This window comes from Saccharopolyspora cebuensis (assembly GCF_039542665.1).
Classification (GTDB): Bacteria; Actinomycetota; Actinomycetes; order Mycobacteriales; family Pseudonocardiaceae; genus Saccharopolyspora; species Saccharopolyspora cebuensis.
Genome location: NZ_BAABII010000019.1, coordinates 246,442 through 272,167, shown reverse-complemented (window position 1 = coordinate 272,167; position 25,726 = coordinate 246,442). Strand labels below are relative to the sequence as shown.

The window sequence follows — 25,726 nt, the reverse complement described above, 5'->3', positions numbered from 1 at the left end:
CCCACCCCACACCGTCAAGATGCCGACGAGACGAGAAGAACCCCCACCGGAACGGTGGGGGTTCGCGCCGGACGAGCATCAGCCGTCGAAGCGGCCCGCCCGCACAGCACCGACGAACGCCGAGAACGCGGCAGGTTCCAAGCCGAGCACCGGCGAGGAGTCGCCGAGCTTGGAGTCCCGGATCAGCGCCACCTCACGCAGGTTCGTGGCAATCTCGACGCACGCCTGTTGCGCGCCGCTGCGGCTGGACTTCCGCCATTCCGCACCGCTGACAACGTCCATGCTCCCGCTCCTGTCGCTCCTGAGGTGGGCGTCAGCCGTCGAAGCGGCCCGCCTTCATGGCACCGATGAACCGCGCGTACGCGCCGCGGGACGTGCTCAGGACTGGCGAGGCGTCCCCGAGCTTCGAGTCCCGGATCAGAGCCGCGCCCACGAGGTTGGTGGCGACTTCCACGCACTGCTGGGCACCTCCACTGCGGGAGGACTTGCGCCACTGCGCACCGCTGGCGTCCATGTTTGCGCTCCTGTCGAATCGCGAATGGGCACGTCAGGATTCATACCGACCGTTCCGCACGGCACGGAGGAACCGTGCGAACCCGCCGGGCGTGGTGTTCAGGACTGGCGAGGCGTCACCGAGCTTGGAGTCCCGGATCAGGATCGCACCGGGTGGATTCGCAGCTACCTCGACGCAGTTGCCACCTTGGTTGCTGCGGCTCGACTTGCGCCATTGCAGGCCGTTGACGATGTCCATGCTCACGCTCCTGTCGGCGGGTCGAGCAGTCTTCGGCTTCGTTGAACAGCACACCTTCCAGTGCCGCACCGGACGGGCGTCAGCCGTCGAAGCGGCCTGCCTTGATGGCACCGACGAACATCGAGAACGCGGCAGGCTCCAGGCCGAGCACCGGCGAGGCGTCACCGAGCTTGGAGTCCCGCACCAACGCGCCCCCAGGGAAGTTGGTCGCGACCTCGACGCAGTTCGACGCCTGGGAAGACCTCGAAGACTTCCGCCAGTGCGCACCGCTGACAACGCCCATGCTTCCGCTCCCATCGGTGTACTGGTCGAGAAGCGTACGACTGTCCGAGGCGTTCCGGAAGACGCCACGAGCGGCGCAAGCAGCGACATACCCACGAAAAAGAACCCCCACCGGGACGGTGGGGGTTCTTCGCCGGACGAGCGTCAGCCGTCGAAGCGACCCGCCCGCACAGCGCTGACGAACGCCGAGAACGCGGTCGGCTCCAGGCCCAGGACCGGGGACGCCTCACCGAGCTTGGAGTCCCGGATCAGAGCAATCCCCGGCACGTTGTCGGCGACCTCGACGCAGTTGTTGCCTTGGCCGGACCTGCTGGACTTCCGCCACTTCGGGGTGGTCATCACGTTCTTCACTCCTTCGAACGGGTGGCGTGCGCATCTCGGATGCTACTCAGCATGGCCACCGATTCCCGCTCCGGGAGCGCCTGCGCTTTGAGTTCGGCGAACAATCGGCTCAGCTCCGCCACATCCCGGAGGTCGTCGATCACGTGCCCGCCCAGCGGCGTATCGCTGAACGCCACATCGCCATGCCCAGCGTCCGGAAACCGCAGCACAGTAATCGGGCCATGCGCGCCGACGTGCGCGCCCGCGTCGAACGGGAGGACTTGAAGCTTCAAACTGGGCTTCTTGCAGACCCTCTGCAGGTGTTCAAGCTGCTCGGCCATCACGCCAGGCGAACCGACGACTCGCCGCACCGCCTCTTCCGCGATCACGGCGTGCAGCGTGAGCCCGCCGCCCTTGTCCAACCGCTCCTGCCGTTTCAGCCGCGCGTCCACCCACTCGCGGAGTTCCTCGTCCGACAGCACCAGACGTCCGGATTCGTGCACCGCACGCGCGTAGCTCTCGGTTTGCAGGAGCCCAGGCACAATCCCGAGTTCGAAGTGGAAGACCTCGGACGCTTCGGCCTCGAAACCGATGAACGGGGTCATGTACGGAGGCAGCTTGTAGGAGTGCCACCAACCACGTTTGCCGCTCTCCCGCCGCAGCGTCTGCAACTGCTCCGTCAGTTCCTCGTCGGTTTCGTAGAGCCGGAGCACCGCCGCGAGGTCCTGCGCGCCGATCCTGGTGAAGCCGCGCTCCCAGTGGCCCACGGCGGAGCGGGAACGTTCCACGTGCTCGGAAACCTGCTCCAGCGATAACCCGGCGGCATGCCGCAGTTCCTTGAGCTTCCTGCCCAGGTGCACCTGCCGTGCTGTACCTGCCATGCCAGCAGCCTCCCATGTACGTACGCCAGCCGATCAGGGGAAAGACGACTGACCATCTCGCCGCTACCGTCTAGCTTCATCCATCCATGAGCACGACAATAGCAGCGGAGGGTAATGGCACATGTACCGACCGCACGCGTTCCTGTGGCGTCCTGCTGCGCGGGAGCGCCATGCCAGCAAGGCCGACGACCTCTCCGACGGCGCGGAGGCGCTGATGCTCTGCGGGGCGACGCACCGGGTCGTCCTCTCCTGGGAGGCGTGGCTGTGGAGCACCTGCGCCGCGTGCAACGCCGAGGCGCACCTCCTGGTCAACGGCCCGCGCGACATGTGGGGATCGCTGGCCCGATGAGTCGACGACTGCGCCAGGTCCGCACGGCGCTGGACGCGAGAGCCGCACTCGCGGCGGAAGTCAGGAGGTAGCCGATGGTCTGGGCGATCGTGTACGTCGTGTTCCTCGTGGGCCTGTGGCTCGGGATCGAGGGCGCGGCGCGGCGCGCGGAGGAGCGGGCCGCACCAGCACCGGAACGACGCGCGGGAACGGGACCGCCCGTCCGGGCGCCCGGTGCGCAGCGGGTCGACGTCCACTGGGCGGTGGGCTCGCGGGAAACCCGGGTGCACCTCACGCGGGGCGACGGCCGGGCGCTGTGCGGTCACCCGCTGCGCGGGGAGTGGACCCGGATCGGGCGGCCCGGTCGGCTGGGCGACCGCGGCGGCGTGCCGTGCGAGGCGTGCTTGAGCGCGCGGGAGACGACCAGGGCGCACCTGAACCAGGCGATCGAGGCCGGGTTGCGTCCCGCCACCGCCGCGCGCGGCGAGCACTCGCCCTCGTCGTGGGAGACCGAGGAACTCCTGCTCGGCATCCCGGCACCGAGGGCGGTGGGCGTCGGCCAGGAGCGGCCACTCCTGACCGACGCGAGCGGGCAACTGACCAGCCACCCGAGCGCACCGTAGCAGCACGCCGGAAACGGGCTCCGGAGCGCCGTTTCCGGCGTCGCGGGGTGCTCGGCCGTCGCGGTCGAGCACCCCTGGTCACCGACTGAGATATCATATACCTTGAATCGGCCGCCGCACTTCTCCGAAAGGCCGGTCATGCCCCGATCACCGCTCACCGCCGAGGAACTGCGCAGCCACCGCTGGTTCGGCGCGGACGACATGCGCTCCTTCGGCCACCGGTCCCGCGCCAAGCAGATGGGCTACGACGCCGAGGACTACGCGGGCAAACCGGTGATCGCCGTGGTCAACACGTGGAGCGAGATCAACCCGTGCCACGCGCACTTCCGGGAACGCGCCGAGGAGGTCAAGCGCGGCGTCTGGCAGGCCGGGGGCTTCCCGCTGGAACTGCCCGCGATGTCGCTGTCCGAGCCGTTCCAGAAGCCGACCACGATGCTCTACCGCAACCTGCTCGCGATGGAGACCGAGGAGCTGCTGCGCAGCTACCCGGTCGACGGCTGCGTGCTGATGGGCGGCTGCGACAAGACCACCCCCGGTCTGATCATGGGCGCCACCAGCGCCGGTCTCCCCTCGATCTTCCTGCCCGCCGGGCCGATGCTCAAGGGCCGCTGGCGCGACACCACCCTGGGCAGCGGTTCGGACACCTGGAAGTACTGGGACCGCAAGCGCGCCGGCACCCTCGGCGACCAGGAGTGGGCCGAGATCGAGGACGGCATCGCCCGCTCCCCCGGGCACTGCATGACGATGGGCACCGCCTCCACCATGACCGCCGCCGCCGAAGCGCTCGGCCTGACGCTGCCCGGCGCCTCCTCCATCCCGGCGGCGTTCTCCCCGCACCAGCGGATGGCGGTGGCCACCGGCAGGCGGATCGTCGCGGCCGTCTGGGACGACCTGCGCCCCGGCGAGCTGCTGACCCGGGAGGCGTTCGACAACGCCGTCGCCGTCGTGGTGGCCATGGGCGGCTCCACCAACGCGGTGATCCACCTGATCGCGATGGCCGGGCGGGCCGGGATCGACCTCCCGCTGGACGCCTTCGACGCCGCCTCCCGCGACGTTCCGGTGCTCGCCGACATCCGGCCCTCCGGGGCGCACCTGATGGAGGACTTCCACGACGCGGGCGGGCTGCGCGCGCTGATGGCCGAGCTCGGCGGGCTGCTGCACCGGGACACGCTCACCATCAACGGGCGCACCCTCGGCGAGAACCTGGACGGCGCCGAGGTCCACGACCCGGCGGTGATCCGCCCGCGCGCCGATCCGCTGTCCGCGCAGGGCGGACTCGCGGTGCTGCGCGGCAGCCTCGCGCCGGACGGCTGCGTGCTCAAGACCTCCGCGGCCAGTCCCGAGCTGCTCCAGCACGTCGGGCCCGCGCTGGTCTTCGACGGCTACGAGGACATGGCCGCGCGGATCGACGACGAGGACCTCGACGTGGACGCCGACACCGTGCTGGTGCTGCGCGGCACGGGACCGCTGGGCGGTCCGGGGATGCCGGAGTGGGGGATGCTGCCGATCCCGAAGAAGCTGCTGCGCGCCGGGGTCACCGACATGGTGCGCATCTCCGACGCCCGGATGAGCGGCACCAGCTACGGCACCTGCGTGCTGCACGTGGCCCCGGAATCGGTCGCGGGCGGCCCGCTGGCCCTGCTCCGCGACGGCGACGTGGTCGAGCTCGACACCGCCCGCCGCACCCTCGACCTGCGGGTGCCCGAGGAGGAACTCACCCGGCGGCGCGCGTCCTGGACCCCGCCCGAGCCGGTGGCCGCGCGCGGCTACAGCACGCTGTTCCACCGCCACATCACCCAAGCCGACCAGGGCTGCGACTTCGACTTCCTCACCGGCTCCGGCGGCGTCCCGGAACCAGCCATCCACTGAGGACCACCGACGACCGGACTCGATGCGGAGCGGAGCTGGCCGCGACCGGCGCTCAGAAGTGCAGGAAGAGTATTCCGCCGAAGGCATTAAAGCCCTGAGCCGAGGGGGTCGGCGGAGGACCGCCCACCTCGGTCAGTCAATCCAGTGCAGCACACCCGGTCGACCGACCTCTTCGATGCGCGAGATCCATTCCCATCCAACCGACAAGATCGAGGGCGCTACACCCCACGGCGCAGACCAGGCGAGGCGCCGCCTCAAGAGGTCTCATCGGCGAGTGCCGGCCATCCCTTTATCATCGTAATGGCACTTTCAACAGCCTTGGCTCCGTCACGAAACCCACGCAAGGATTTTCGCATGGGAGCACTCGAAACTTCAACAGGGCGAAGATTTTTCAGAAATTCCGACAGCATCCCCTCTGCTTCGTCAAATGCCTCCATGCCAACGGCACTGGACCTGAGCGCAGCATACTCCCTCTCCAGAAGGTCACGAGGGCCGCACTGACGGATATACTCCAAATAGCTCCGCATCAAATTTTCAGTCTCAACAACGACCGCCTCGAAAGAACGTGCCTCCTCCTGGAATTCAGCTCCATAAGGGCCGATTTGCGCCGCCATCTCAAGCATTTTCGCCCTAGCTTCAGCAGCGGGCATATTTTGTACTCCCTCCGCCCCATTAAAGCTTTCCGCCAGCTTCGCGAGAGCGTTCTTCATCGTAAGCATTAGGGCCTCCCCGCGCCTTTGAAAGACCTCCAGTGCTTCGGAAACCTCAGCCATCCCCGGAGCATCGGTATCGTCGAGATCACCCATGCTCGGAGTCGTCGAGGCACCCGCATCGACACTCAGCTTCTGCTCGGCAAGCTCTGCCGCATCGACCAGTTCCCGAGCAAGTTGCATCATGGTTCGCCGCCAAGTCGCAGACCCCGGCCCTTCGATCCAGGCGTCCTCCAGATTCCGGTACTGACGCTCAGAAATAATTCGAGCCGCTACATCCTGACTGTCTTCCGATATGTATGAATGCCCCATCACAACGACAGGGAGAATCAAGGACGTTACACCAAGGCGCTCGGCTTCACCATGGAAAGACAGCAGCTCTTCCCGGCAAGCCGCGCGGTCGAAGTACTGCCTTGTGACCACTGGCATGAAGATCATGGCACCTTCGATACTGCCCCGAATTTTCCCCTTCCAATTATCCCCCCATCCGATTGACTCACGGTCAAAGAATACGTCGAGCCTCCTTCCGCGATCAGCGAATGCGACATGCTCCAGGGACACCTTGAAATATTTGACCATATCCAGCAGTTCGTCATCCGCGTGCGCATAGCTTAAAAAAACCCGAATGGCAGATTCGGATTCCAGCTCTTCTCGGTCCATCGTTGAAAAATCCCTTTTCTGCGGTTCACACGTGCACGGGCTCGTGCACTTCTCACAACACGGCCACAACGGCGCTGGCCCCGCACCGTCCTGCGTTAGTCCGGAAGGCCGGGTTCCGGGTGGGAGCGGAACCAGCTTCCTGGGGGCGGGACCGGGACGTGCACCGGGGCTGTGCTCGACTCCCTCGGCCGCCACGGCCACAGCTCCCGCACGGCCGCCGCGGCGGTGTTCAGCCGCGCTCCGGCGAGCACCACCTCCCCGTCGGCCAGGTCGGTGTCCGGCAGCGCGAAGTACACCGTGCACGGCCCCTCCGGCGGCACCGGGCTGAGGTAGTAGCTCTCGCTCATCCGGTTGTCGGTGCCACCGCCGCCCTGCGCGTGCAGCACCGGCGCTTCCGGGTCGACGTCCGGCTGGGCCCCGTAGGTGCTGGTCCAGCGGCCGTCGGCGAACTCGACGCCCACCAGCAGTTCGAGCTGGTGCGGTCGCCGCTGCTCGGGATCGCGGGACAGCAGGACGAATTCGAGCTCGACGCCGGTCGAGTAGACCCGGCAGGACTCCAGCCACGCGGCCTGGTCCCCGGTGCTGAGCACCGGGGAGTCCACCACCACGGGCACCGGCACCTCGTTGTCCGGCCGCGACCTCGGCCGCCGAATCCGCTCCACCGGTCCTCCGCTCAGCCCGGGGGTACCGCCCGGCGCGGCACCCGCTCGGGCGCGAAGGTAGCGGGACACCCGGGCCCGCGGCCACGGAATGCGATCATCCGACGCGGACGAACGCCGCCGCCGACGCGGCCCAGCGGTAGTGCTCGGTCCAGGTGCGGCCGGTGTCCCAGCTCTCCAGGCCGACCGAGATCAGCTCGTTTCGGACGACGACGCCGGTCGGCACCGTGGTCCACACCTCGGGGTTGACCACGGTCCCCAGCGGCCGCGGCGAGCCGTCCGGCGCGGTGGTCATGCCCACCAGCGCGGTGGAGTACTCGGAGTTGCGCGGCCCGCAGTCCAGGAACAGCAGCGCGTCCTCGACGCCTTCGCCGGTGACGTCGGCGTAGCGGACGTGCTCCCGCGGGGTGAACCGGTAGACGCTGTCGCCCACCACGGCGGCACCGTCGGCGAACGGCACCTCCTGCGCCGGGCAGCCGCCCACCGGCGGCACCGCGTACCGGCTGTCCCGCCACTCCACGTCGCGGACGTCACCCGCCGCCCCGGCCGCCGTTCCCGGCAGCAGCGCCGCCGCGCACACCGCCGCCAGCACACCCGTCACCCACTTGACCCGCATCGTCGACCCCCGTCGCCGGGCGGCGGCCCCGGACCGCCGCTGCGAGGAAGACGTGCCGAGCGCCGCCGGGGTTGCCCGGCACGGGGCGGTGAACCCGATCGCGGGTCCACCGCCCGGGTCCGCGCGGGCCGTCAGCCGATCTCGACGATCAGGTCGCCGCCCTCGACCTGCTGGACCCCGCCGATCGCCAGCCGCTTGACCTGGCCGCCCTGCGGGGCGGTGATCGCGGCCTCCATCTTCATCGCCTCGATGGTCGCCACGGTCTGCCCGGTCTCCACCGCGTCGCCCTCGGCGACCGCCAGGGTGACCACCCCGGAGAACGGGGCGGGCACGTGGCCCGGGTGCCCGCGGTCGGCCTTCTCGGCGACCGGCAGCTCGGAGGCGATCGAGCGGTCCCGCACCTGGATGGGCCGCATCTGGCCGTTGAGGATGGTCATCACGGTGCGGATGCCGCGCTCGTCGGCCTCGCTGATCGCCTCCAGCCCGATGAGCAGCCGCACGCCGGGTTCCAGGTCCACCGCGCACTCCTCCCCGGATTGCAGGCCGTAGAAGAAGTCCTTGCTGTGCAGCAGCGAGGTGTCGCCGTAGGCATCGCGGTGCTCGCCGAACTCCTGGGTGGGCTTCGGGAACAGCAGCCGGTTCAGCGTGGTGCGGCGGTCCTCCCGCAGGCCCCGCTGGTCCTCCTCGGCGAGGTCGGCGACGGCGCGGGTGGCGGTCCGCCCGGCCAGGGCGCGGGTGCGGAACGGCTCCGGCCAGCCCGCGGGCGGATCACCCAGCTCGCCTTGGAGGAAGCCGATCACCGAGTCCGGGATGTCGAACTTGCGCGGCTCCGCCTCGAAGTCGGCCGGGGCGACGCCGGCACCGACCAGGTGCAGGGCGAGGTCGCCGACCACCTTCGACGACGGGGTCACCTTCACCAGCCGGCCGAGGATGCGGTCGGCCGCCGCGTACATCGCCTCGATCTCCTCGAAGCGATCGCCGAGGCCGAGCGCGACGGCCTGGGTGCGCAGGTTGGAGAGCTGGCCGCCGGGGATCTCGTGCCGGTAGACCCGGCCGGTCGGCGAGGCCAGCCCCGCCTCGAACGGCTGGTAGACCTTGCGCACCGCTTCCCAGTACGGCTCCAGGTCGCAGACCGCGCCCAGGTCCAGCCCGGTGGCGCGGTCGGTGTAGTCGGTGGCGGCGACGACCGAGGACAGCGCGGGCTGCGAGGTGGTGCCGGACATCGACGCGGTCGCCCCGTCCACCGCGTCCGCCCCGGCCTGGATCGCCGACAGGTAGGTGGCGAGCTGGCCGCCGGGGGTGTCGTGGGTGTGCAGGTGCACCGGCAGGTCGAACTCGCGGCGCAGCGCGGAGACCAGGGTCGCCGCGGCGGGGGCGCGCAGCAGCCCGGCCATGTCCTTCACCGCCAGCACGTGCGCCCCGGCCTGCACGATCTGCTCGGCCAGCCGCAGGTAGTAGTCCAGGGTGTAGACGTCCTCGGCCGGGTCGGACAGGTCGCCGGTGTAGCACAGCGCCACCTCGGCCACCGCGGTGCCGGTGCCGCGCACCGCCTCGATCGCCGGGCGCATCTGGGACACGTCGTTCAGCGCGTCGAAGATGCGGAAGATGTCGATGCCGGTGGCGGCGGCCTCCTGCACGAAGTGCTCGGTCACCTCGGTCGGGTAAGGCGTGTAGCCGACGGTGTTGCGCCCGCGCAGCAGCATCTGGAGGCAGATGTTGGGCACCGCCTCGCGCAGCTTCTCCAGCCGCTCCCACGGGTCCTCGGCGAGGAACCGCAGCGCCACGTCGTAGGTCGCCCCGCCCCAGCACTCCAGGGACAGCAGTTCGGGGGTCATCCGCGCCACGTGCGGGGCCACCGCGAGCAGGTCGCGGGTGCGCACCCGGGTCGCCAGCAGCGACTGGTGGGCGTCCCGGAAGGTGGTGTCGGTGACGCCGACGGCGTCGGACTCGCGCAGCCAGCGGGCGAATCCCTCCGGGCCGAGTTCGGTGAGCCGCTGCTTGGACCCGGCGGGCGGCGGGACGGCGAGGTCCGCCTGCGGCAGCTTCAGCGCCGGTTCCGGCACGCCGGGCCGCCGCCCGTTCGGGTGGTTCACCGTGACGTCGGCGAGGTAGTTCAGCAGCCGGGTGCCGCGGTCGGCGGAGTGCCGCGCGGTGAGCAGGTGCGGGCGCTCGCCGATGAACGAGGTCGTCACCCGGCCCGCGGCGAAGTCGTCGTCCTCCAGCACCGCCTGCAGGAACGGGATGTTGGTCGCCACGCCCCGGATCCGGAACTCGGCCAGCGCCCGCCGGGCCCGGGCCACCGCGGTGCCGAAGTCGCGTCCCCGGCAGGAGAGCTTGACCAGCATCGAGTCGAAGTGCGCGCTCACGCTGGTCCCGGCGAACGCGGTCCCGCCGTCGAGCCGGATGCCCGCGCCGCCCGGCGAGCGGTAGGCGCTGATCATGCCGGTGTCCGGGCGGAACCCGTTGGCCGGGTCCTCGGTGGTGATCCGGCACTGCAGGGCGGCGCCGCGCAGCCGGACCGAGTCCTGCGACATGCCCAGGTCGGCCAGCGTCTCCCCGGCCGCGATGCGCAGCTGCGACTGCACCAGGTCGGCGTCGGTGACCTCCTCGGTCACGGTGTGCTCGACCTGGATGCGCGGGTTCATCTCGATGAACACGTGGTTGCCGCGCTCGTCGACGAGGAACTCCACGGTGCCCGCGTTGACGTAGCCGATGGTGCGGGCGAAGGCGACCGCGTCGGCGCAGATCCGCTCCCGCAGTGCCGGGTCGAGGTTCGGCGCCGGGGCGATCTCCACGACCTTCTGGTGCCGCCGCTGCACCGAGCAGTCCCGCTCGTAGAGGTGGATCACCTCGCCGGCGCCGTCGGCGAGGATCTGCACCTCGATGTGCCGGGGGTTGACCACGGCCTGCTCCAGGAACACCGTGGCGTCGCCGAAGGCCGATTCCGCCTCGCGCATGGCCGCTTCGAGGGCCTCGCGCAGCGCCTCCGGCTGGTCGACCCGGCGCATCCCGCGCCCGCCGCCGCCCGCGACGGCCTTGACGAACACCGGGAAAGTCATGCTCGCGGCGGCGGCGAGCAGCTCGTCCACCTCGCGGGACGGCGCCGAGGAGTCCAGCACCGGTACCCCGGCTTCGCGGGCGGCGGCCACGGCGGTGGCCTTGTTGCCGGTCATCTGGAGGATCTCGTGGCTCGGGCCGACGAAGGTGATGCCGGCCCGGTGGCACGCCTCGGCCAGCTTCGGGTTCTCGGACAGGAACCCGTAACCGGGGTAGATCGCGTCGGCGCCCGCGGTGCGCGCCGCCTCGATGATCTCCTCGACCGACAGGTACGCCCGCACCGGGTGGCCGGGTTCGCCGATCTCGTACGACTCGTCGGCCTTGAGCCGGTGCAGCGAGTTGCGGTCCTCGTGGGGGAACACCGCCACGGTGCCCGCCCCGAGTTCGTACGCGGCGCGGAAGGCTCGGATCGCGATCTCGCCTCGGTTGGCGACGAGGACCTTGCGGAACATGCCGGCTACCTCCAGGACGGGTGTCGTCGGTGCGGAGAACACTACCGCGAATTTTCCCGAAGTCGGGAGAACGTTCCACGGTTCGGACCACCCGGCAAAGCGATGACCAGCCGAAACCAGCGCCCGCACAAGGCAGCCGGGGAAGAAAATCCGTGAAAGTTTCGCGTCGGGCAACATCACCCGGGCCAATTCACCCCCGGACCGCCGTGGCACCCGCGCGCGAACGGGTACCGGCCCCCACGTGTGATGCGGCACATCCCGCGCGAGTCGCCCCCTCCGGCGCCCGACACCGCGCCGCGGAGGGTCGGGGACGGGCTCCGAGACAGGGAACCCGTTCGCAAAGCGGCGAAGCCGCTTCCGCGCAGCCGAACGCGATCAACCACCGCAGGAGACCGCGACGCCCCGAGCGAGGAGTGCTCTCGCCGTGATCCGCAGCCGCGCGCGACAGCAGCAGCGGCCTGCTCGATGCGGGACCCGCTCGGTTCGGCGACGGCCACCTCGGGGCCGTCAGGGCGAGTCGATCCGGCGCCCGCTCGGTGGCGGTCCGGCGCCCCCGCGGCGACGAGCTCGCCGGAAAGCGCCTGCGACGCTCAGGACTTCTCCAGGAAACCGGCGCGTTCCTCGTCGACGACCTCGGCGACCATGCGGGCCAGGCCGGGGTGCGCGCGCAGCTCCGGATCGGCGCCCACCACGCGCTCGGCCTCGTCGCGCGCCTCGGCGATGACGTCCTCGTCGCGCAGCAGCGACAGCATCTTCAGCCCCGACCGGCGGCCGGACTGCGCCGCGCCGAGGATGTCGCCCTCGCGGCGCAGCTCCAGGTCGAGCTGGGCCAGCTCGAAACCGTCCGTGGTGGACGCGACCGCGTCGAGCCGCTCCCGGGTGGTGGTGCCGCCCATCGCGTCGGTGACCAGCAGGCACAGCCCGGCCGCGCTGCCCCGGCCGATCCGGCCGCGCAACTGGTGGAGCTGGCTCACCCCGAACCGGTCGGCGTCCATGATCACCATGGCGGTGGCGTTCGGGACGTTCACGCCGACCTCGACGACCGTGGTGGCCACCAGCACGTCGACCTCGCCCGCGGCGAAACCGCGCATCACGGCGTCCTTCTCGTCGGCGGGCAACCGCCCGTGCAGCACCGCGACCCGCAGTCCCGCGAGCGGACCGGCGGTGAGCTGCTCGGCGACCTCCAGCACGGCCAGCGGGGGCCTGCGCTGCTGGCCGTCGTCGCTCGGCGGCTCCTCCGGCTCGGCGGACTTCTTCTTGCCCTTGGCGGGTTTCTCGTCCTCGTCGTCGCCGATCCGGGGGCACACCACGTACGCCTGGTGCCCGGCCGCGACCTCCTCGCGGACCCGCGCCCACGCCCGGTCCAGCCACCCCGGCTTCTCCGCGACCGGCACCACGCTGGTGCTGATCGGCGAACGCCCGCGCGGCAGCTCCCGCAGCGCCGAGACCTCCAGGTCGCCGTAGACCGTCATCGCCACCGTGCGCGGGATCGGCGTCGCCGTCATCACCAGCACGTGCGGCGAGGTGCCCGCCGGACCGCGGGCGCGCAGCGCGTCCCGCTGCTCCACGCCGAAGCGGTGCTGCTCGTCGACCACCACCAGCCCGAGGTCGGCGAACGACACCCGGTCCTGGATCAGCGCGTGGGTGCCGACCACGATGCCCGCCTCGCCGGAGGCCGCCGCCAGCATCGCGGCGCGGCGCTGCGCGGTGGGCAACGAACCGGTCAGCAGGGTCACCGACGTCGCCTGCTCGGCCGCGCCCAGCTCCCCGGCCCGGCCGAGGTCGCCGAGCAGTTCGGACAGCGAGCGGGCGTGCTGCGCGGCGAGCACCTCGGTGGGCGCCAGCATCGCCGTCTGCCGCCCGGCGTCCACCGCCTGCAGCATGGCGCGCAGCGCCACCACCGTCTTGCCGCTGCCGACCTCGCCCTGCACCAGCCGGTTCATCGGGTGCTCGGCGGTGAGGTCGACGGCGACGCGTTCCCCGATCTCGCGCTGCCCGGCGGTCAGCTCGAACGGCAACCGCTCGTCGAAGGCGGTGCGCACGCCGTCCGGGCGCGGCGGGCAGGACGGCGCCGGGTGCGACTCGGCGGAACCGCGCAGCCGGGCCAGCGCGAGCTGCACCGACAGCGCCTCGTCCCACTTCAGCCGCTGCCGCGCCGTCGCGAGGTCCTCGTGGTCCTGCGGCTGGTGGATCCGGCGCAGCGCGGTGTCGAGGTCGCTGAGCCCGTGGCGCTCGCGCAGCTCCGCGGGCAGCGGGTCGTCGGTGCCGTCCCAGACGTCGAGGACCTGCCGCACGCAGCGGGCGAGGGACCACGACGGCAACCCCTGGGCCGCCGGGTAGACCGGCAGCAGCGCGGCGGCGAACTCCTCGGCCGCCGAACCGACGTCGGCGTCCTCGCCGAAGAGCTGGTACTCGGGGTGCGCGAGCTGGAGGTTGTTCCGGTAGGCGGTGACCTTGCCCGCGAACATGCCGCGCCGGCCGGGCAGCAGCTCGCGCTCCCGCCACGCCTGGTTGAAGAACGTGATGGTCAGCGACCGGTGGCCATCGGTGATCCGGGCCTCCACGATGGTGCCCCGCCGGGACTTCATGCTCCGCTTGGCGACCCGCTCGACCTGGGCCAGCACGGTGGCGTGCTCGCCCAGCTCCAGCCCGGCGATGGCGGTGAGCTCACCGCGTTCGGCGTAGCGCCGCGGGTAGTGCCGCAGCAGGTCCCCGACCGTGCTCAACCCGAGCGCCGAGTCGAGCGCCTTGCCCGTCTTGGCGCCGAGCACCCGGTCGAGCGTGACGTCCCATGAGGTCACCGCACTCCTCCTCGTCCCGACGCCGGAAAAATTACCCGACGCCGCCCGCCGGACCGCCCTGGTCCCGACCGGCGAGCCGCCACCCGGCCCAGGCGGCGAACGCGGCGCCGAGCAGCAGCCAGCCGTGGCCGGCGCGCTCGGCGGCGTTCTGGAAGGAACCGGCGTCGAGGTTGGCCAGCACGGTCGTCACCACCGTGCCGAGCATCACCACCCCGAAGGCCCCGAGGGCGGCGGCCACCCAGGACCGGCCGCGGCGGCGGATCACCCCGCGCACGCCGAGCAGCGCCCACACCGCGGCGATCACCAGCCACCAGAGCACGTTGCCGAACAGGTAATCGCCCAGGAAGCGGGAGCCCTCGGGGGTGCCCGAGTAGGTCCACTCCACGGCGATCGGATCGGGCAGCCTGCCGCGCAGCAGCACCGGCACGGCGACCATCACCACCGCCACGAGCAGCGTCCAGCTCCCGGTGGCGACGAGGAATCGGGCACGGCTGTTCACGCCGACGACCGTAGTCGGCCCCGCTCGACCGGCACGTCCGCACCACCCGGCGACGACCGCAGCAGCACGGCGGCCAGCACCGCGAGCACCGCCCAGCCGACCAGCCCGACGAGCCCGGCCAGCGCCATGTTCGGCGGCGCCTCCGCCGAACCGAGCAGCAGCGGCAGCCCCGCCGAGGCGTTGAGCGCGCCGTGCCCGACCACCGCGGGCCACACGCTCCCGGACCGCAGCCGCAGCCAGCCCAGCAGCAGGCCGCAGAGCACGCAGAAGCCGGTGAACAGCACCGCCGCCCAGGCTCCGAGGTGCGGGTAGTTGTAGCCCAGCGCGGTCACCGGCGCGTGCCAGATCCCCCAGATCAGCCCGGACAGCAGCAACCCGGGCCACACCCCGTGCCGGGCCAGCCTCGGCAGCAGCCAGCCCCGCCAGCCCCACTCCTCGCCGAAGGCCAGCACCGCGTTCAGCGCGGGCGCCACCAGCACCATCGTCACGAGCTGCCCCGCCACCAGCGCCCCGGCCCCGCCGCGCGGCTGCACCCCGGCCGCTTCGAGCTGGGCGGTGAACAGGCCGAAGCCCGCCAGGTCCAGCTCCAGGACGCCCACGGCCGCGCTGATCCCCACCGCGAGCGCGCTCAGCAGCGGGGTGCCGAAGTACGCGGCGAGCAGCAGCCCGACGGTGCGCTTGGGACTGGGGCCGAAGCCGAGCCCGGTGTCGCGGGCCCACCGCCGCGCCGGGGTGCTCCGGTCGGCCAGCCGCACGGCGAGCACGCCGAGCGCCGGGGTGAACATCATCGCCGCGGCGACCAGCGCGAAGCCCGGCGTGGCCAGACCCGCGCCGCTCCACCACAGCGGAGCGGCGACCAGCCAGGCCCCGCCGAGGGCCACCAGTAAGAAGAGCACCAGATCACGTCGCACGGGATCTCCTGTTCACTCGGTCGCGGATCGTTCGGTGATCAGGGCGTTGAGGTACTCCGCGCCGCGCCGCGGGTGGTCCACGCTGATCACGAAGTCCCGGCCACCGCTCAACCGCAGCACCAGGCAGTCACCGCCGCGCAGCATGATCGCGGTGAAGTGCGGCAGCACCCGGTAGCCCCAGCCACCTGCCTCCAGCGCGCGCCGCCGCTCGGCCCGGGCGTCGACGATCCGGTCCAGCCGGATGCGCCGGGACGGCCAGCGCTGCGGTCCGAAGACCACCAGCACGCCCCGCTCGTCGACCTGCACCCGCGCCGAGGACAGCGCGAAGCAGGCCAGCCCGGCGAGCAACGCGGCGAGCCCGGCGGGCCAGCCGACCACCACGGCGAGCCCGACCCCCACCAGCACCGCGACCGCGGCCACCGCCCGCAGCGTCCGGCTGGTCACGGCGGACACCCAGACCGCCCGCCGGTCACCGCGCAGCGGCAGCTCGGCGGCGGCCGGCTCCGGGGCACTGTCCGGCTCCAACCCGGCGACGCCGACCCGCCAGCCGAGCCAGCCCAGGCCCGCGCTGACCACGATCATCAGCAGCGCCTGCCAGTTCAGCGGTCGCGCCTGCTGCCAGTGCGCCAGGTCCAGGTTGGCCCAGAGGGTGAGCGCGGTGAGCCCGCCGACGAATCCGGTGCCCGCGGCCAGCAGCGCCGCCGCGCTCCCCCGCCGCTGCCGGTCCCGCAGGCCACCGCCACGCAGGTAGCCGCCCACCCCGGCCACGCACAGCGCCCACATCACCAGCACCATCGCGAACAGCCCGGCCGCGGGCATGGAGTCGTCCGGCTGCCCGGAGAACCCCCAGTGCGAGGCGATCGGGTCCGGCAGCCGGTCCCGCAGCGCCAGCGGGACCCCGACGAGCGCGGCCGTCACCACCGCCAGCCAGGTACCCGCACCGATCAGGAACCGCCGCGCGTTCATCGAGCCTCCTCCGGTTCGTCCGCTCTGATCCAGCCGATGACGTCGGCCGACCCGAACCCGTGCCGCGCCGCCTCGGCGACCAGCTCGCGGGTGCGCTCGCGCAGGGCGGCCTCCGGGTCCGGTCGGCGCAGCACGGTGACGCCGCGTCCCCGGCGGAACTCCAGCAACCCCTCCTCGCGCAGCCCGCGCAGGGCGCGGAGCACGGTGTTCGGGTTGATCTGGAGCGCGGTCGCGAGATCGCGCGCCGGGGGCAGCCGGTCGCCGGGGCGCACCTCGCCCTCCGCGATGGCCCGGCGCAGGGCGTCGGCGGCCTGCTCGTGCAGCGGCCGCTGATCGTTCAGATCGAGGGAGAGCAACATGGTGCTATCAACATTAGCACCAAACGCGGACCGACCACCTCACCCGGTGTTCGCGGGATTGATCCGAGCGGTTTCGCCAGCAGCGAACATGGTCCTGGGTGAGGGGCACATTCATCCGGCACAGTCGGCTGAAGGTGCCCTCACTCACCACCCGTGCGGGGGAAGCGGTGCGGGGGTCACTCCACGCCGAGCAGGAGGAGCGGGGCGCTCCCGCCGATCGGGAAGCAGGTCAGCTCCACCTCGGGGTGGGTCCGCCGCAGGTGCTCACCGAGGGACTCGGGCAGGTCCCCGGCCGTCGCGGCCACCAGCGCCGTGACGAGCTCGCCGCCCGAGGTCAGCATCCGGTCGACCAGCTCGACCGCGGCGCGCGGCACCTCGGCGCCGATCAGCACGACCTCGCCGTCGATCAGCCCGAGCACGTCACCGGGCCGGCAGCGGCCGACCCAGGTCAGCGCCTCGGACTCGGCGATCCGCAGCTCGCCGCGACGGGTGGCCGCCGCCGCCTCGGCCATCGCCACCTGGTCCTCGGCCCGGCGCCGGTCCGGATCGTGCACCGCCAGCGCCGCCAGCCCCTGCACCGGCGAGGACGTGGGCACCACCACGACGTCCTGCCCGGCGCGGATCGCCCGCCGGGCGGCCCGCGCGGCCACCCCCGCCACGCACTCCGCCCCGTTGAGCAGCACCACCACGTGCGCCGCGCGGGTCCCCGCGATCGCCGCGTGCAGCTCCTCGACGCTGTCCCGCCGCCCGCCGAACACGTCGGCGCCCTCGGCCGCGAACAGCGCGCCGAGCTCCGCCCCGGGCACGCAGGCCAGCACGGCGGCGGTCCGGGCGAACCCGTCGGGAACCTGGTCGGCGAAGCGCTCCACCTTGATCCGGCTGACCCGGCCGGTGCGGATGCCCGCCTCGATCGCGCCACCGATGTCGTCGCAGTGCACGTGCACCGCCCACGTCCCGGCGCCGTCGTCGACCACCGAAACGCAGTCGCCGAGCCCGACCAGCTCCGCCCGCAGCGGCTCGACGCGGTCGGCATCGGGCTCGGCGAGCAGGTACATCACCTCGTAGTCGTAGCCGGAGTCGTGCCGCAGCGGGGTCGCCGGGGGATCCGGTGGCGCGGCGGCCAGCCGGACGCCGTCGTGCACCACCGCGTGCAGCGCGTCCAGCAGCACCAGCAGGCCCCGGCCCCCCGCGTCCACCACCCCCGCCTCGGCCAGCACGGGCAGCCGCCGGGGGGTCGCGGCCAGCTCCGCCGACGCGGCGCCGGTCGCGGCGCGCACCACCGCGGGCAGCGGACCGTCCTCCGGCGCGGCGGCGGCGGCGCGCAGGACCGTCAGCAGCGTGCCCTCCACCGGCTCGGCCACCGCCCGGACCGCCCGCGCCTCGGCCCCGGCCAGCGCCGCCCGCAGCAGCGGTCCGTCGATCTCCTCGGCCGCGCCGACCGCCTCGGCCAGCCCGCGCAACACCTGGGACAGCAGCACGCCGGAGTTCCCGCGCGCCCCGCCGAGCGCCCCGACGGCCCAGGCGTCGAGGGCCGCGCCGGCCCCGGCCGGGTCCCGGCGGACGAGTTCGGCGGCACCGGCCCGCGCGGTCTGCAGCAGGTTCGTCCCGGTGTCGCCGTCGGCCACCGGGTAGACGTTGATCCGGTCGATCGCCTCCCGCTCGGCGGTCAGCGCCGCCAGCGCCAGCTCGGCCCACCGGCGCACCGCCGACGCGTCCAGCGCGCGCAGCATCGGACCTCCCCACGCTGGTACGGTACGAACGAATCCGTCCGAGCGTAGTTGCTCGTCACGGCGCCGGGGTCAGGTGACCGCGCGGCCCCCTCACCAGGGGTGCGCGGACCTGTCGGCTACACTGATCCGGTCCCGGGTGGCGATGCCTGGGCGACCGGTTCTCCGGGCTGCACGCGCAGCCAACGGCGGTGAGCGCCAAGCGCGGTCACCCCTGGGTGACGAGTCCTCCCGAGCGCGGGAACGGCTTGCGCGGCCCTCATCGCCGCAACCGTCGAGCAAAGTTAAGGGGTGTCTGACGTGGCTGCCGTCTGCGACGTCTGCGACAAGGGACCAGGCTTCGGCAACTCGGTCTCGCACTCCCACCGGAAGACCAAGCGCCGGTGGAACCCGAACATCCAGACCGTGCACGCCAAGATCGGTCTGTCCCAGCGCAAGCGCATGAACGTGTGCACCTCCTGCCTCAAGGCGGGCAAGGTCGTGCGCGGCTGAGGAACGTGCGTCGAGCCCCGGGACCGCCAGCGGCCCGGGGCTCTTTCGCGCGCCCACCCGCAGCTCCCGTGGTGCGCATCACCTCAACCACCACCGGGCGTCACTCGGAAGTTCCGTGAGTGAGGGGCACCCTTGCCCGAGTAACTTGGGCAAGGGTGCCCCTCACCTCGGTGAAGTCCGCTCGGGTGGGTGGGGTTCCGGCGTGTCAGCCGAACCAGGAGCGCCAGCGGGGTTCGATCTCGCGCCACTCCGCGTCCCACGCCGCGAGCCGTCGGCGCAGCACCCACCAGCGCGCGCCCGCGTAGAGCAGCGCGGTGACCGACGCGGAGCCGAGCAGCACCGCCGCCCCGGCCAGTCCGGCGCCGCGCGCCACCTCGGCCGCCGACAGCGGCGGTGCGGTCACCCGCCCGCGCTCGTCCAGCCACAGCGGTAGCGAGGCGGGTATCCCCGCCTCCGCCGGGATCTCCACCGTCGCGACCCGCTCGTCCGGTGGTCGCCCCCACCGCACCGTCACCGAGCGCTCCAGGGTGCCCGCCGACCGCACCTCCGCGACGTCCGCGACGACCTGGCGCCGGACGGCGCGCTCCCGCTCGGCCTGGCGCATCCCGGAACTGCGCTGCTGCTCGGCGACCCCGGCGGCGGCGCCCACCGCGATGGCCGCCAGCAGCAGCACGGCGACCAGCGCGATCGGTTCGAAGCGGTCCGTGCGGCGGCGCAGCGGGTTGGATCCCGGCCAGATCCGCCGGACGAGGCGTTCGAGTCCTCCCATGACGACGTCCTCCGCGATGCGGGCGGTGGACGGCCACGGTACGACCGGGCCGCAGTGGTCACCAGCCGACCGCGACTTGACCTCGCAGGACGCCGCCGCTCGGCGGATCTCCCCAAGCGACCCCCGGACCGCGGTGCCCGGACGGGACCCGCCGCCGGTGCCCCGACCACGACCGCACGCGGGCCCAGGCCCCTGAACGACGCCGCTCGCCGGTCCCGGCCAAGCCGCACGCGAGCCCAGGCCCCGACGCCGCCGCCAGCGCTTCGGCCACGGTCACGCGCGGGCCGAGGTGCCTGAACGGACGCCAGTGCCCCGGTCACGCGCGGACCCGGCGCCGCTCGGACCACGGCCGCACCTCGCGGGGGCCGCCCGAGGGAGCGGCTCGCTACGGCAGCTTCCAGTCGATCGGCTCGTCGCCGCGCTCGGCGAGGATCTCGTTGACCCGGCTGAACGGGCGGGAGCCGAAGAAGCCGCGGTCGGCCGACATCGGGCTCGGGTGCGGGGACTCGACGCAGGGCACTCCGGGCATCATCGGGCGCAGGTCGCGGGCGTCGCGGCCCCACAGCACGGCCACCATCGGCTCCTCCCGGGCGGCCAGCGCGCGGATCGCCTGCGCGGTGACCTCCTCCCAGCCCTTGCCCCGGTGCGAGGCGGGCTTGCCGGGGCGGACGGTGAGCGCCCGGTTGAGCAGCAGCACGCCCCGCTCCGCCCACGGCGTGAGGTCGCCGCTGGTCGGCAGCGGGTGCCCGAGGTCGTCGCTGTACTCCTTGAAGATGTTGACCAGGCTGCGCGGCGGGCGGACGCCCGGCGCCACCGAGAAGCTCAGGCCCACCGCGTGCCCCGGGGTCGGGTACGGGTCCTGACCGACGATGAGCACCCGCACGTCCCGGAACGGCTGCTGGAACGCGCGCAGCACGTGCTCGCCGGCGGGGAGGTAGGTCTGCCCGTCGGCGACCTCCGCACGCAGGAACTCGCCCATCGCGGCGATGCGGTCGGCGACCGGCTCCAGGGCTTGCGCCCAGCCGGCTTCCACGGTGTCGTGCAGCGGACGTGCGGCCATGGCCGAACACGATAGCGAGGACCGAGATCGTCCCGCCGCCAGGCCCCGGCCACGCCGCGACGACTCCCCTGTTGTGACCGACCGCACACCCGTCCGTGGTAATACGGGTGGAGATCCGGGTAACCACCACCGCACCAGACCCGCTCCCCGGGTCGTTTCCGCCCGTCACCCGGAGCGCGCGCGGTCTTCTCGGGCGCGCGCCGGGACGGGGGGCGGCCCGCGGCTCCGGTGATCTTTTCCATAAAGCAAATAGACGCGGAATGGACACAACTCGGTCAATTGGTGGCCCCGTCCTGGCCACTGGGCTAGGTTCTGCGTATTCCGAATCGACCACGAACGTGGACGCCCGGAGGTGGCCCGCAAACCCATGACTTCGCAAGGAAATGCCCGCACGGAAGCCGAACAGCGGTCGCTGCTGCACCGCGCGGTCGGTGCGGCGGCGATCGGCAACACCACGGAGTGGTACGACTTCGGCGTCTACGCCTACGTGGCGGCCTACGTCGGACACCAGTTCTTCCCCGGGCCGCTGGAGACGGTCTCGGCCTTCGGTGTCTTCGCGATCTCCTTCCTGTTCCGCCCGCTGGGCAGCCTGTTCTTCGGGCCGCTCGGCGACCGGATCGGCAGGCAGCGCGTACTCGCGATCACGATCCTGCTGATGTCGGGCTCGACCTTCGTGATCGGTTTGTTGCCGACTTACGACACGATCGGCATCTTCGCGCCGATGCTGCTGCTGCTCTGCCGGTTGCTGCAAGGATTCTCGACCGGTGGTGAATACGGCGGCGCCGCGACCTACATCGCGGAGTTCGCCCCGACCAAGCGGCGCGGCTTCTACGGGAGCTGGCTCGAATTCGGCACGCTGTTCGGATTCGGACTCGGCGCACTGGTGCCGACGCTGCTGATCCTCAACCTGGACTCCGCGCAGATGGAGACCTGGGGCTGGCGGGTGCCGTTCCTGATCGCCGGTCCGCTCGGCGGGGTCGGGCTCTACCTCCGGAAGAAGCTGGAGGACACCCCGGCGTTCAACGAGCTCAAGGAATCGCACAAGATCGCGAAGTCGCCGCTGAAGGCGCTGGTCCGCCAGTGGTGGCGGCAGTTGTTGATCCTGATGGGCATCGTCGTCCTGATCAACGTCGCGAACTACACGATCCTGACCTACATGGAGACCTACCTGGCCGACACCCTGGAGGTGCCGGAGGGGCAGGAATACCAGGTCCTGGTCCCGCTGCTGCTCACCGTGGTCTTCATGATGGTGCTGATCACCCCGGTCGGCGCGCTGTCGGACAAGGTCGGCCGCAAACCGCTGTTCCTGTCCGCGGCGATCTGCTTCCTGGTGCTGCCGATCCCGGCGTTCATGCTGATCTCGCAGGGCACCGTGCTGACCACGATCCTGGGCCTGGCGCTGCTGGGCATCGGGCACGTGCAGCTCATCGGCCCGCTGGCCTCGACGCTGCCCGCGATGTTCCCGACCACGGTGCGCTACGCGGCGTTCTCCATCGGCTACAACATCTCCACCGCGCTGTTCGGCGGCACCGCGCCGCTGATCAACGACGCCGTGGTGGGGGCGACCGGGAACACCTTCTTCCCGGCGTACTACCTGATGGGCGCCGCGCTGATCGCGCTGATCCCGATCATCCTGATGAAGGAGACGGCGAAGCAGCCGCTGATGGGTTCCACGGAATCCGAGACGGCGCGGATGCCGACGAACTGAGAGGTCGGCGAATGCGGGCCCCCGGTGCGCCGGGGGCCCGCATTCGTGTTCAGCGCCAGTTTCGTGTTCAGCGCCAGTGCTGCCAGCCCGAGGGGCCCTCGTACTCGGCGCCGTCCACCACGACGCCGCCGCCCGCGGTCACCGCCCCGATCGCGCGCCACCCCTCGGGCAGCGCCGCCTCCGCCGGGAACGTCGCGGCCAGCGCCTGGTCCTCGCCGCCGGTGAGCACCCAGTGCCGGGCGTCGGCGCCCAGCGCCGAACCCACTTCCAGCAGCCGCTGCGGCACGTCGAGCTGCTCGGTGCGCACGTCGATGCCGACCCCGGAGGCGGCGGCGACGTGGCCGAGGTCGGCGAGCAGCCCGTCGGAGACGTCGACCATCGCGGTCGCTCCCCCGGCGGCGGCCAGCGGCCCGGCCGCGTACGGCGGTTCCGGCACCCGGTGCGCGCCGACCACCGCGACCGGGGAGCGGAAACCCCGCCCCAGCACGGCGAGCCCGGCCGCCGACCAGCCGAGGCGCCCGGCCACCGCGACCACGTCCCCGGGCCGCGCGCCCGCGCGGGTCACCGGCTCGCGGCCTTGGAGGTCGCCGAGGGCCGTGATCGAGATCGTCAGCGCGGTGGCCGACACCACGTCACCGCCGACCACCCCGGCCCCGACGGCCTGTGCTTCTTCCCACATGCCCCCGAACAGCTCGTCGACCAGCTCGGTGGACGAGTCCGGCGGGCACGCCAGCCCGACCAGCAGACCGGTCGGCACCGCGCCCATCGCCGCGATGTCGGAGAGGTTCACCGCCACCGCCTTACGACCCACCTGCCGGGGCGCGGACCAGTCGAAACGGAAGTGCACCTGCTCCACGAGCACGTCGGTGGTGGCGACGACCCGGCCGTCCGGCGCCGCGAGCACCGCCGCGTCGTCGCCGGGACCGAGGAGCGTGCCCGCGGGCTGCTCCCGACCGGTGGTCACCCGGTCGATGAGACCGAACTCACCCACCTGGGAGACGGTCTGTGCGTCCTGCGACGAATCCGGACCCAACTGGGACCTTCCTTCCTTGAGCGTCCGCTCGGTCCGATGGGGTAGCTTCCCTGCCAGTTTCCTACCCGATAATCCGAGCTGATCGAAGGGCGCGCCGTGGTTCAGGCATACATCCTCATCCAGACCGAAGTCGGCAGGGCCGCCGCCGTCGCCGCCGAGATCTCCGGGTCACCCGGGGTCATCAGCGCCGAAGACGTCACCGGACCGTATGACGTGATCGTGCGCGCCGAGGCGGAGAACGTCGACCTGCTCGGCAAGATGGTCGTGGCGAAGATCCAGAACGTCGAGGGGATCACCCGCACCCTGACCTGCCCCGTGGTCCACCTCTGAGCGCCTGACCCGCCTCGGGTGGCGTCTCGCTGCGCCCCCTGAGGTGCCGCAGGAGCGCCCTGTCGCAGGTCACCCCGTCGGCGGACGCCGGCGCGGCGCGTGCTGTAGTGGTCGGCGTGGCTGACGAACCCGCGATCCCCCGTCCGGTGCTGGCCGTGGCGATCGGCCTGGCCGTGCTGCTGGCCGTCGCGGTCGCCGGAATCGGCGGCTACGCGACCTACACCGAGAACCAGCGGCAGGCCGCCGTCGAGCAGGCCGAGCGCGAGCGGCGCACCGGTCCGCTCCCGCTGGCGCCGGTGCCCGCCCCGGACGCCGGGAGCCCGGGGTGCGGCGCCGTGCTGGCCGCGCTGCCCGAGGAGATGCCCGTCGGCGACGCCCGGGTGCCGCGCCGGGAGCTGGCCGAGCCCGCTCCGGAGGCCACCGCGGCGTGGGGCGACGCCGAGCACGATCCGATCACCGTCCGGTGCGGCGTCGGCGCACCCGCCGAGCTGACCCCGACCTCCCCGCTGCTGTCGGTCTCCGGCGTCGGCTGGCTGGAGGTCAGCACCGGCGGCAACACGTCGTACTTCGCCGTGGACCGCCCGGTGCTGGTGGCGCTGACCATGCCCGAGGGCTCCGGGTCCGCGCCGCTGCAGGAGCTCTCCCGCGTGGTGGGCGACGCGCTGCCCCGGACCCCGGTGTTCGGCTGAGGGCGATGTCCGGCTGAGGGCTGTTCGGCTGAGGGCCGGTCCCGCCGCTCCCCGATCAGCGCAAGCCGGTCCCCCGGCTGAGCGCGGTGTCGATCAGCGTGGTCAGCAGCGTCGGGTAGTCCACCCCGGAGTGCGCCCACATCCGCGGGTACAGCGAGATCTCGGTGAAACCCGGCATGGTGTTGACCTCGTTGACGATCAGCTCGCCGCCGCCGCTGAGGAAGAAGTCCACCCGCGCGAGCCCCTGGCACTCCAGGGCGCGGAAGGCGCGCAGCGCGGCGGCGCGCAACCCCTCGATCTCCGCGTCGTCGATCTTGGCGGGCAGGTCGAACTCGGTGACGTCGTCGAGGTACTTGGATTCGTAGTCGTACCAGTCGACGTCCCCGGTGACCCGCAGCTCGGCGGGCTGCGAGGCCTCGATCCGGCCGTCCGGGAACTCCAGCACGCCGCACTCGATCTCGCGGCCGACCACGGCGGCCTCGATGATCACCTTGGGGTCGGTCCGGCGTGCTTCGGCGATCGCCGCGTCGAGGTCGGCCCAGTCGGTGACCTTGGTGATCCCCAGCGAGGACCCGGCCCGCGCCGGCTTGACGAACACCGGCAGCCCGAGCCGGTCGCGCCCGGCCTGCTCCAGCGTCGCCTCGTCGCGCCGCAGCACCTCGTAGCGCCCGACCGCGAGCCCTTCGGCGGCGAGCAGCTTCTTGGTGTACTCCTTGTCCATCGACACCGCGCTGGAGAGCACGCCGGGGCCCGCGTAGGGCACGTCGGCCATCTCCAGCAGGCCCTGGATGGTCCCGTCCTCGCCGAACGCCCCGTGCAGCACCGGGAACACCACGTCCACCGCGGACAGCACCTCGCCGCCCCGGCCCGGTTCGAGCAGGACCAGCTCCCGCCGGGTCGGGTCGCCGGGCAGCGCCAGGGCGGTCCCCGAGGTCACCTCCGGCTCCGCCCGGTCGCGGATGCGCAGTTGCTCCGGGTCCTCGGTGCCGAGCACCCAGGCGCCTTCGCGGGTGATGCCGACGGGCACCACCTCGAAGCGGTCGCGGTCGAGGTGTTCGAGGACGCTGCCCCCGGACACGCAGGAAATGCCGTGTTCGGTGCTGCGTCCGCCGAAGACGACCGCCACCCGGATCTTGCGCTGTGTCATGCGCGCGACCCTACCTGCCGGGTGCC

Annotated in this window: 27 protein-coding genes; 7 read left to right on the top strand and 20 right to left on the bottom strand. The window is 72.2% G+C overall.

What is annotated here, in order from left to right; translation table 11 throughout:
• Positions 1-78 precede the first annotated feature (78 nt).
• From ABD976_RS26495 to ABD976_RS26470, 6 genes are all read right to left on the bottom strand, one after another.
• Positions 79-282, bottom strand: a complete 204-nt coding sequence (locus tag ABD976_RS26495; protein WP_345367790.1) for a DUF397 domain-containing protein — start codon at positions 280-282, stop codon at positions 79-81.
• 31 nt (positions 283-313) lie between these two features.
• Positions 314-514, bottom strand: coding sequence for a DUF397 domain-containing protein (locus ABD976_RS26490; RefSeq protein WP_345367789.1), 201 nt, complete (start codon positions 512-514; stop codon positions 314-316).
• Between the two features lie 33 nt (positions 515-547).
• A complete protein-coding gene (locus ABD976_RS26485; protein ID WP_345367788.1) occupies positions 548-751 on the bottom strand; it encodes a DUF397 domain-containing protein in 204 nt (67 codons plus the stop codon).
• Positions 752-830: 79 nt separating this feature from the next.
• A complete protein-coding gene (locus ABD976_RS26480) occupies positions 831-1,034 on the bottom strand; it encodes a DUF397 domain-containing protein (RefSeq protein ID WP_345367787.1) in 204 nt (67 codons plus the stop codon).
• A 143-nt stretch (positions 1,035-1,177) separates the two neighbouring features.
• Positions 1,178-1,372, bottom strand: a complete 195-nt coding sequence (locus tag ABD976_RS26475) for a DUF397 domain-containing protein (protein WP_345367786.1) — start codon at positions 1,370-1,372, stop codon at positions 1,178-1,180.
• 8 nt (positions 1,373-1,380) lie between these two features.
• On the bottom strand, positions 1,381-2,235 hold the full coding sequence (locus tag ABD976_RS26470) for a helix-turn-helix domain-containing protein (protein ID WP_345367785.1): 855 nt from the start codon (positions 2,233-2,235) through the stop codon (positions 1,381-1,383).
• A gap of 121 nt (positions 2,236-2,356) precedes the next feature.
• On the opposite strand from ABD976_RS26470, the gene ABD976_RS26465 reads away from it, so the two are divergent.
• The 3 genes from ABD976_RS26465 to araD all read left to right on the top strand — a co-directional run bounded on the left by ABD976_RS26465 (position 2,357) and on the right by araD (position 5,055).
• Positions 2,357-2,584 (top strand): hypothetical protein, encoded by a 228-nt coding sequence (locus ABD976_RS26465; RefSeq protein WP_345367784.1) that lies wholly within the window; start codon positions 2,357-2,359, stop codon positions 2,582-2,584.
• 74 nt (positions 2,585-2,658) lie between these two features.
• Complete coding sequence (locus ABD976_RS26460; protein WP_345367783.1) at positions 2,659-3,186, top strand: hypothetical protein; 528 nt, start codon at positions 2,659-2,661, stop codon at positions 3,184-3,186.
• A gap of 138 nt (positions 3,187-3,324) precedes the next feature.
• Positions 3,325-5,055 carry an L-arabinonate dehydratase gene (gene araD / locus ABD976_RS26455; RefSeq protein WP_345367782.1) on the top strand — a complete coding sequence of 577 codons (1,731 nt, stop codon included), beginning with the start codon at positions 3,325-3,327 and terminating at the stop codon, positions 5,053-5,055.
• A gap of 254 nt (positions 5,056-5,309) precedes the next feature.
• Here araD and ABD976_RS26450 read toward each other — a convergent pair whose 3' ends face one another.
• From ABD976_RS26450 to ABD976_RS26405, 10 genes are all read right to left on the bottom strand, one after another.
• Complete coding sequence (locus tag ABD976_RS26450; RefSeq protein ID WP_345367781.1) at positions 5,310-6,425, bottom strand: TIR domain-containing protein; 1,116 nt, start codon at positions 6,423-6,425, stop codon at positions 5,310-5,312.
• Positions 6,426-6,520: 95 nt separating this feature from the next.
• Positions 6,521-7,087 (bottom strand): hypothetical protein, encoded by a 567-nt coding sequence (locus tag ABD976_RS26445; protein WP_345367780.1) that lies wholly within the window; start codon positions 7,085-7,087, stop codon positions 6,521-6,523.
• 94 nt (positions 7,088-7,181) lie between these two features.
• Positions 7,182-7,700 carry a hypothetical protein gene (locus ABD976_RS26440; RefSeq protein ID WP_345367779.1) on the bottom strand — a complete coding sequence of 173 codons (519 nt, stop codon included), beginning with the start codon at positions 7,698-7,700 and terminating at the stop codon, positions 7,182-7,184.
• Between the two features lie 131 nt (positions 7,701-7,831).
• Entirely contained in the window at positions 7,832-11,209 is a 3,378-nt protein-coding gene (locus ABD976_RS26435; RefSeq protein WP_345367778.1) for a pyruvate carboxylase, read from the bottom strand.
• Between the two features lie 590 nt (positions 11,210-11,799).
• Positions 11,800-14,010, bottom strand: a complete 2,211-nt coding sequence (recG, locus tag ABD976_RS26430; RefSeq protein ID WP_345367777.1) for an ATP-dependent DNA helicase RecG — start codon at positions 14,008-14,010, stop codon at positions 11,800-11,802.
• 31 nt (positions 14,011-14,041) lie between these two features.
• Positions 14,042-14,509: a hypothetical protein gene (locus tag ABD976_RS26425; protein ID WP_345367776.1), complete on the bottom strand. Its 468-nt coding sequence runs from the start codon at positions 14,507-14,509 to the stop codon at positions 14,042-14,044.
• The gene (locus ABD976_RS26420) at positions 14,506-15,420 is read right to left on the bottom strand and encodes a CPBP family intramembrane glutamic endopeptidase (RefSeq protein ID WP_345367775.1); all 915 of its coding nucleotides are present in this window, start codon (positions 15,418-15,420) and stop codon (positions 14,506-14,508) included. Before ABD976_RS26420 ends, ABD976_RS26425 begins: the two co-directional genes overlap by 4 nt.
• Positions 15,421-15,432: 12 nt before the next feature.
• Positions 15,433-16,386, bottom strand: a complete 954-nt coding sequence (locus tag ABD976_RS26415; RefSeq protein ID WP_345367774.1) for a DUF1648 domain-containing protein — start codon at positions 16,384-16,386, stop codon at positions 15,433-15,435.
• On the bottom strand, positions 16,383-16,745 hold the full coding sequence (locus ABD976_RS26410; protein WP_345367773.1) for a GntR family transcriptional regulator: 363 nt from the start codon (positions 16,743-16,745) through the stop codon (positions 16,383-16,385). Before ABD976_RS26410 ends, ABD976_RS26415 begins: the two co-directional genes overlap by 4 nt.
• 176 nt (positions 16,746-16,921) lie before the next feature.
• Positions 16,922-18,475 (bottom strand): DAK2 domain-containing protein, encoded by a 1,554-nt coding sequence (locus ABD976_RS26405; protein WP_345367772.1) that lies wholly within the window; start codon positions 18,473-18,475, stop codon positions 16,922-16,924.
• A 297-nt stretch (positions 18,476-18,772) separates the two neighbouring features.
• Between ABD976_RS26405 and rpmB the strand changes: the two genes are divergently transcribed.
• A complete protein-coding gene (gene rpmB / locus ABD976_RS26400) occupies positions 18,773-18,964 on the top strand; it encodes a 50S ribosomal protein L28 (RefSeq protein ID WP_345367831.1) in 192 nt (63 codons plus the stop codon).
• A 205-nt stretch (positions 18,965-19,169) separates the two neighbouring features.
• On the opposite strand, the gene ABD976_RS26395 is transcribed toward rpmB, so the two are convergent.
• Positions 19,170-19,733 carry an Rv1733c family protein gene (locus ABD976_RS26395; RefSeq protein ID WP_345367771.1) on the bottom strand — a complete coding sequence of 188 codons (564 nt, stop codon included), beginning with the start codon at positions 19,731-19,733 and terminating at the stop codon, positions 19,170-19,172.
• 385 nt (positions 19,734-20,118) lie between these two features.
• Positions 20,119-20,793 carry a uracil-DNA glycosylase gene (locus tag ABD976_RS26390; protein WP_345367770.1) on the bottom strand — a complete coding sequence of 225 codons (675 nt, stop codon included), beginning with the start codon at positions 20,791-20,793 and terminating at the stop codon, positions 20,119-20,121.
• 367 nt (positions 20,794-21,160) lie between these two features.
• Between ABD976_RS26390 and ABD976_RS26385 the strand changes: the two genes are divergently transcribed.
• Complete coding sequence (locus ABD976_RS26385) at positions 21,161-22,501, top strand: MFS transporter (RefSeq protein ID WP_345367769.1); 1,341 nt, start codon at positions 21,161-21,163, stop codon at positions 22,499-22,501.
• A gap of 67 nt (positions 22,502-22,568) precedes the next feature.
• Here ABD976_RS26385 and ABD976_RS26380 read toward each other — a convergent pair whose 3' ends face one another.
• Entirely contained in the window at positions 22,569-23,534 is a 966-nt protein-coding gene (locus ABD976_RS26380; RefSeq protein ID WP_345367768.1) for a thiamine-phosphate kinase, read from the bottom strand.
• Positions 23,535-23,630: 96 nt separating this feature from the next.
• On the opposite strand from ABD976_RS26380, the gene ABD976_RS26375 reads away from it, so the two are divergent.
• Positions 23,631-23,864 (top strand): Lrp/AsnC ligand binding domain-containing protein, encoded by a 234-nt coding sequence (locus tag ABD976_RS26375; RefSeq protein WP_345367767.1) that lies wholly within the window; start codon positions 23,631-23,633, stop codon positions 23,862-23,864.
• Positions 23,865-23,980: 116 nt separating this feature from the next.
• Complete coding sequence (locus tag ABD976_RS26370) at positions 23,981-24,553, top strand: DUF3515 domain-containing protein (RefSeq protein WP_345367766.1); 573 nt, start codon at positions 23,981-23,983, stop codon at positions 24,551-24,553.
• A gap of 55 nt (positions 24,554-24,608) precedes the next feature.
• On the opposite strand, the gene ABD976_RS26365 is transcribed toward ABD976_RS26370, so the two are convergent.
• Positions 24,609-25,700: a D-alanine--D-alanine ligase family protein gene (locus tag ABD976_RS26365; protein ID WP_345367765.1), complete on the bottom strand. Its 1,092-nt coding sequence runs from the start codon at positions 25,698-25,700 to the stop codon at positions 24,609-24,611.
• Positions 25,701-25,726 lie beyond the last annotated feature (26 nt).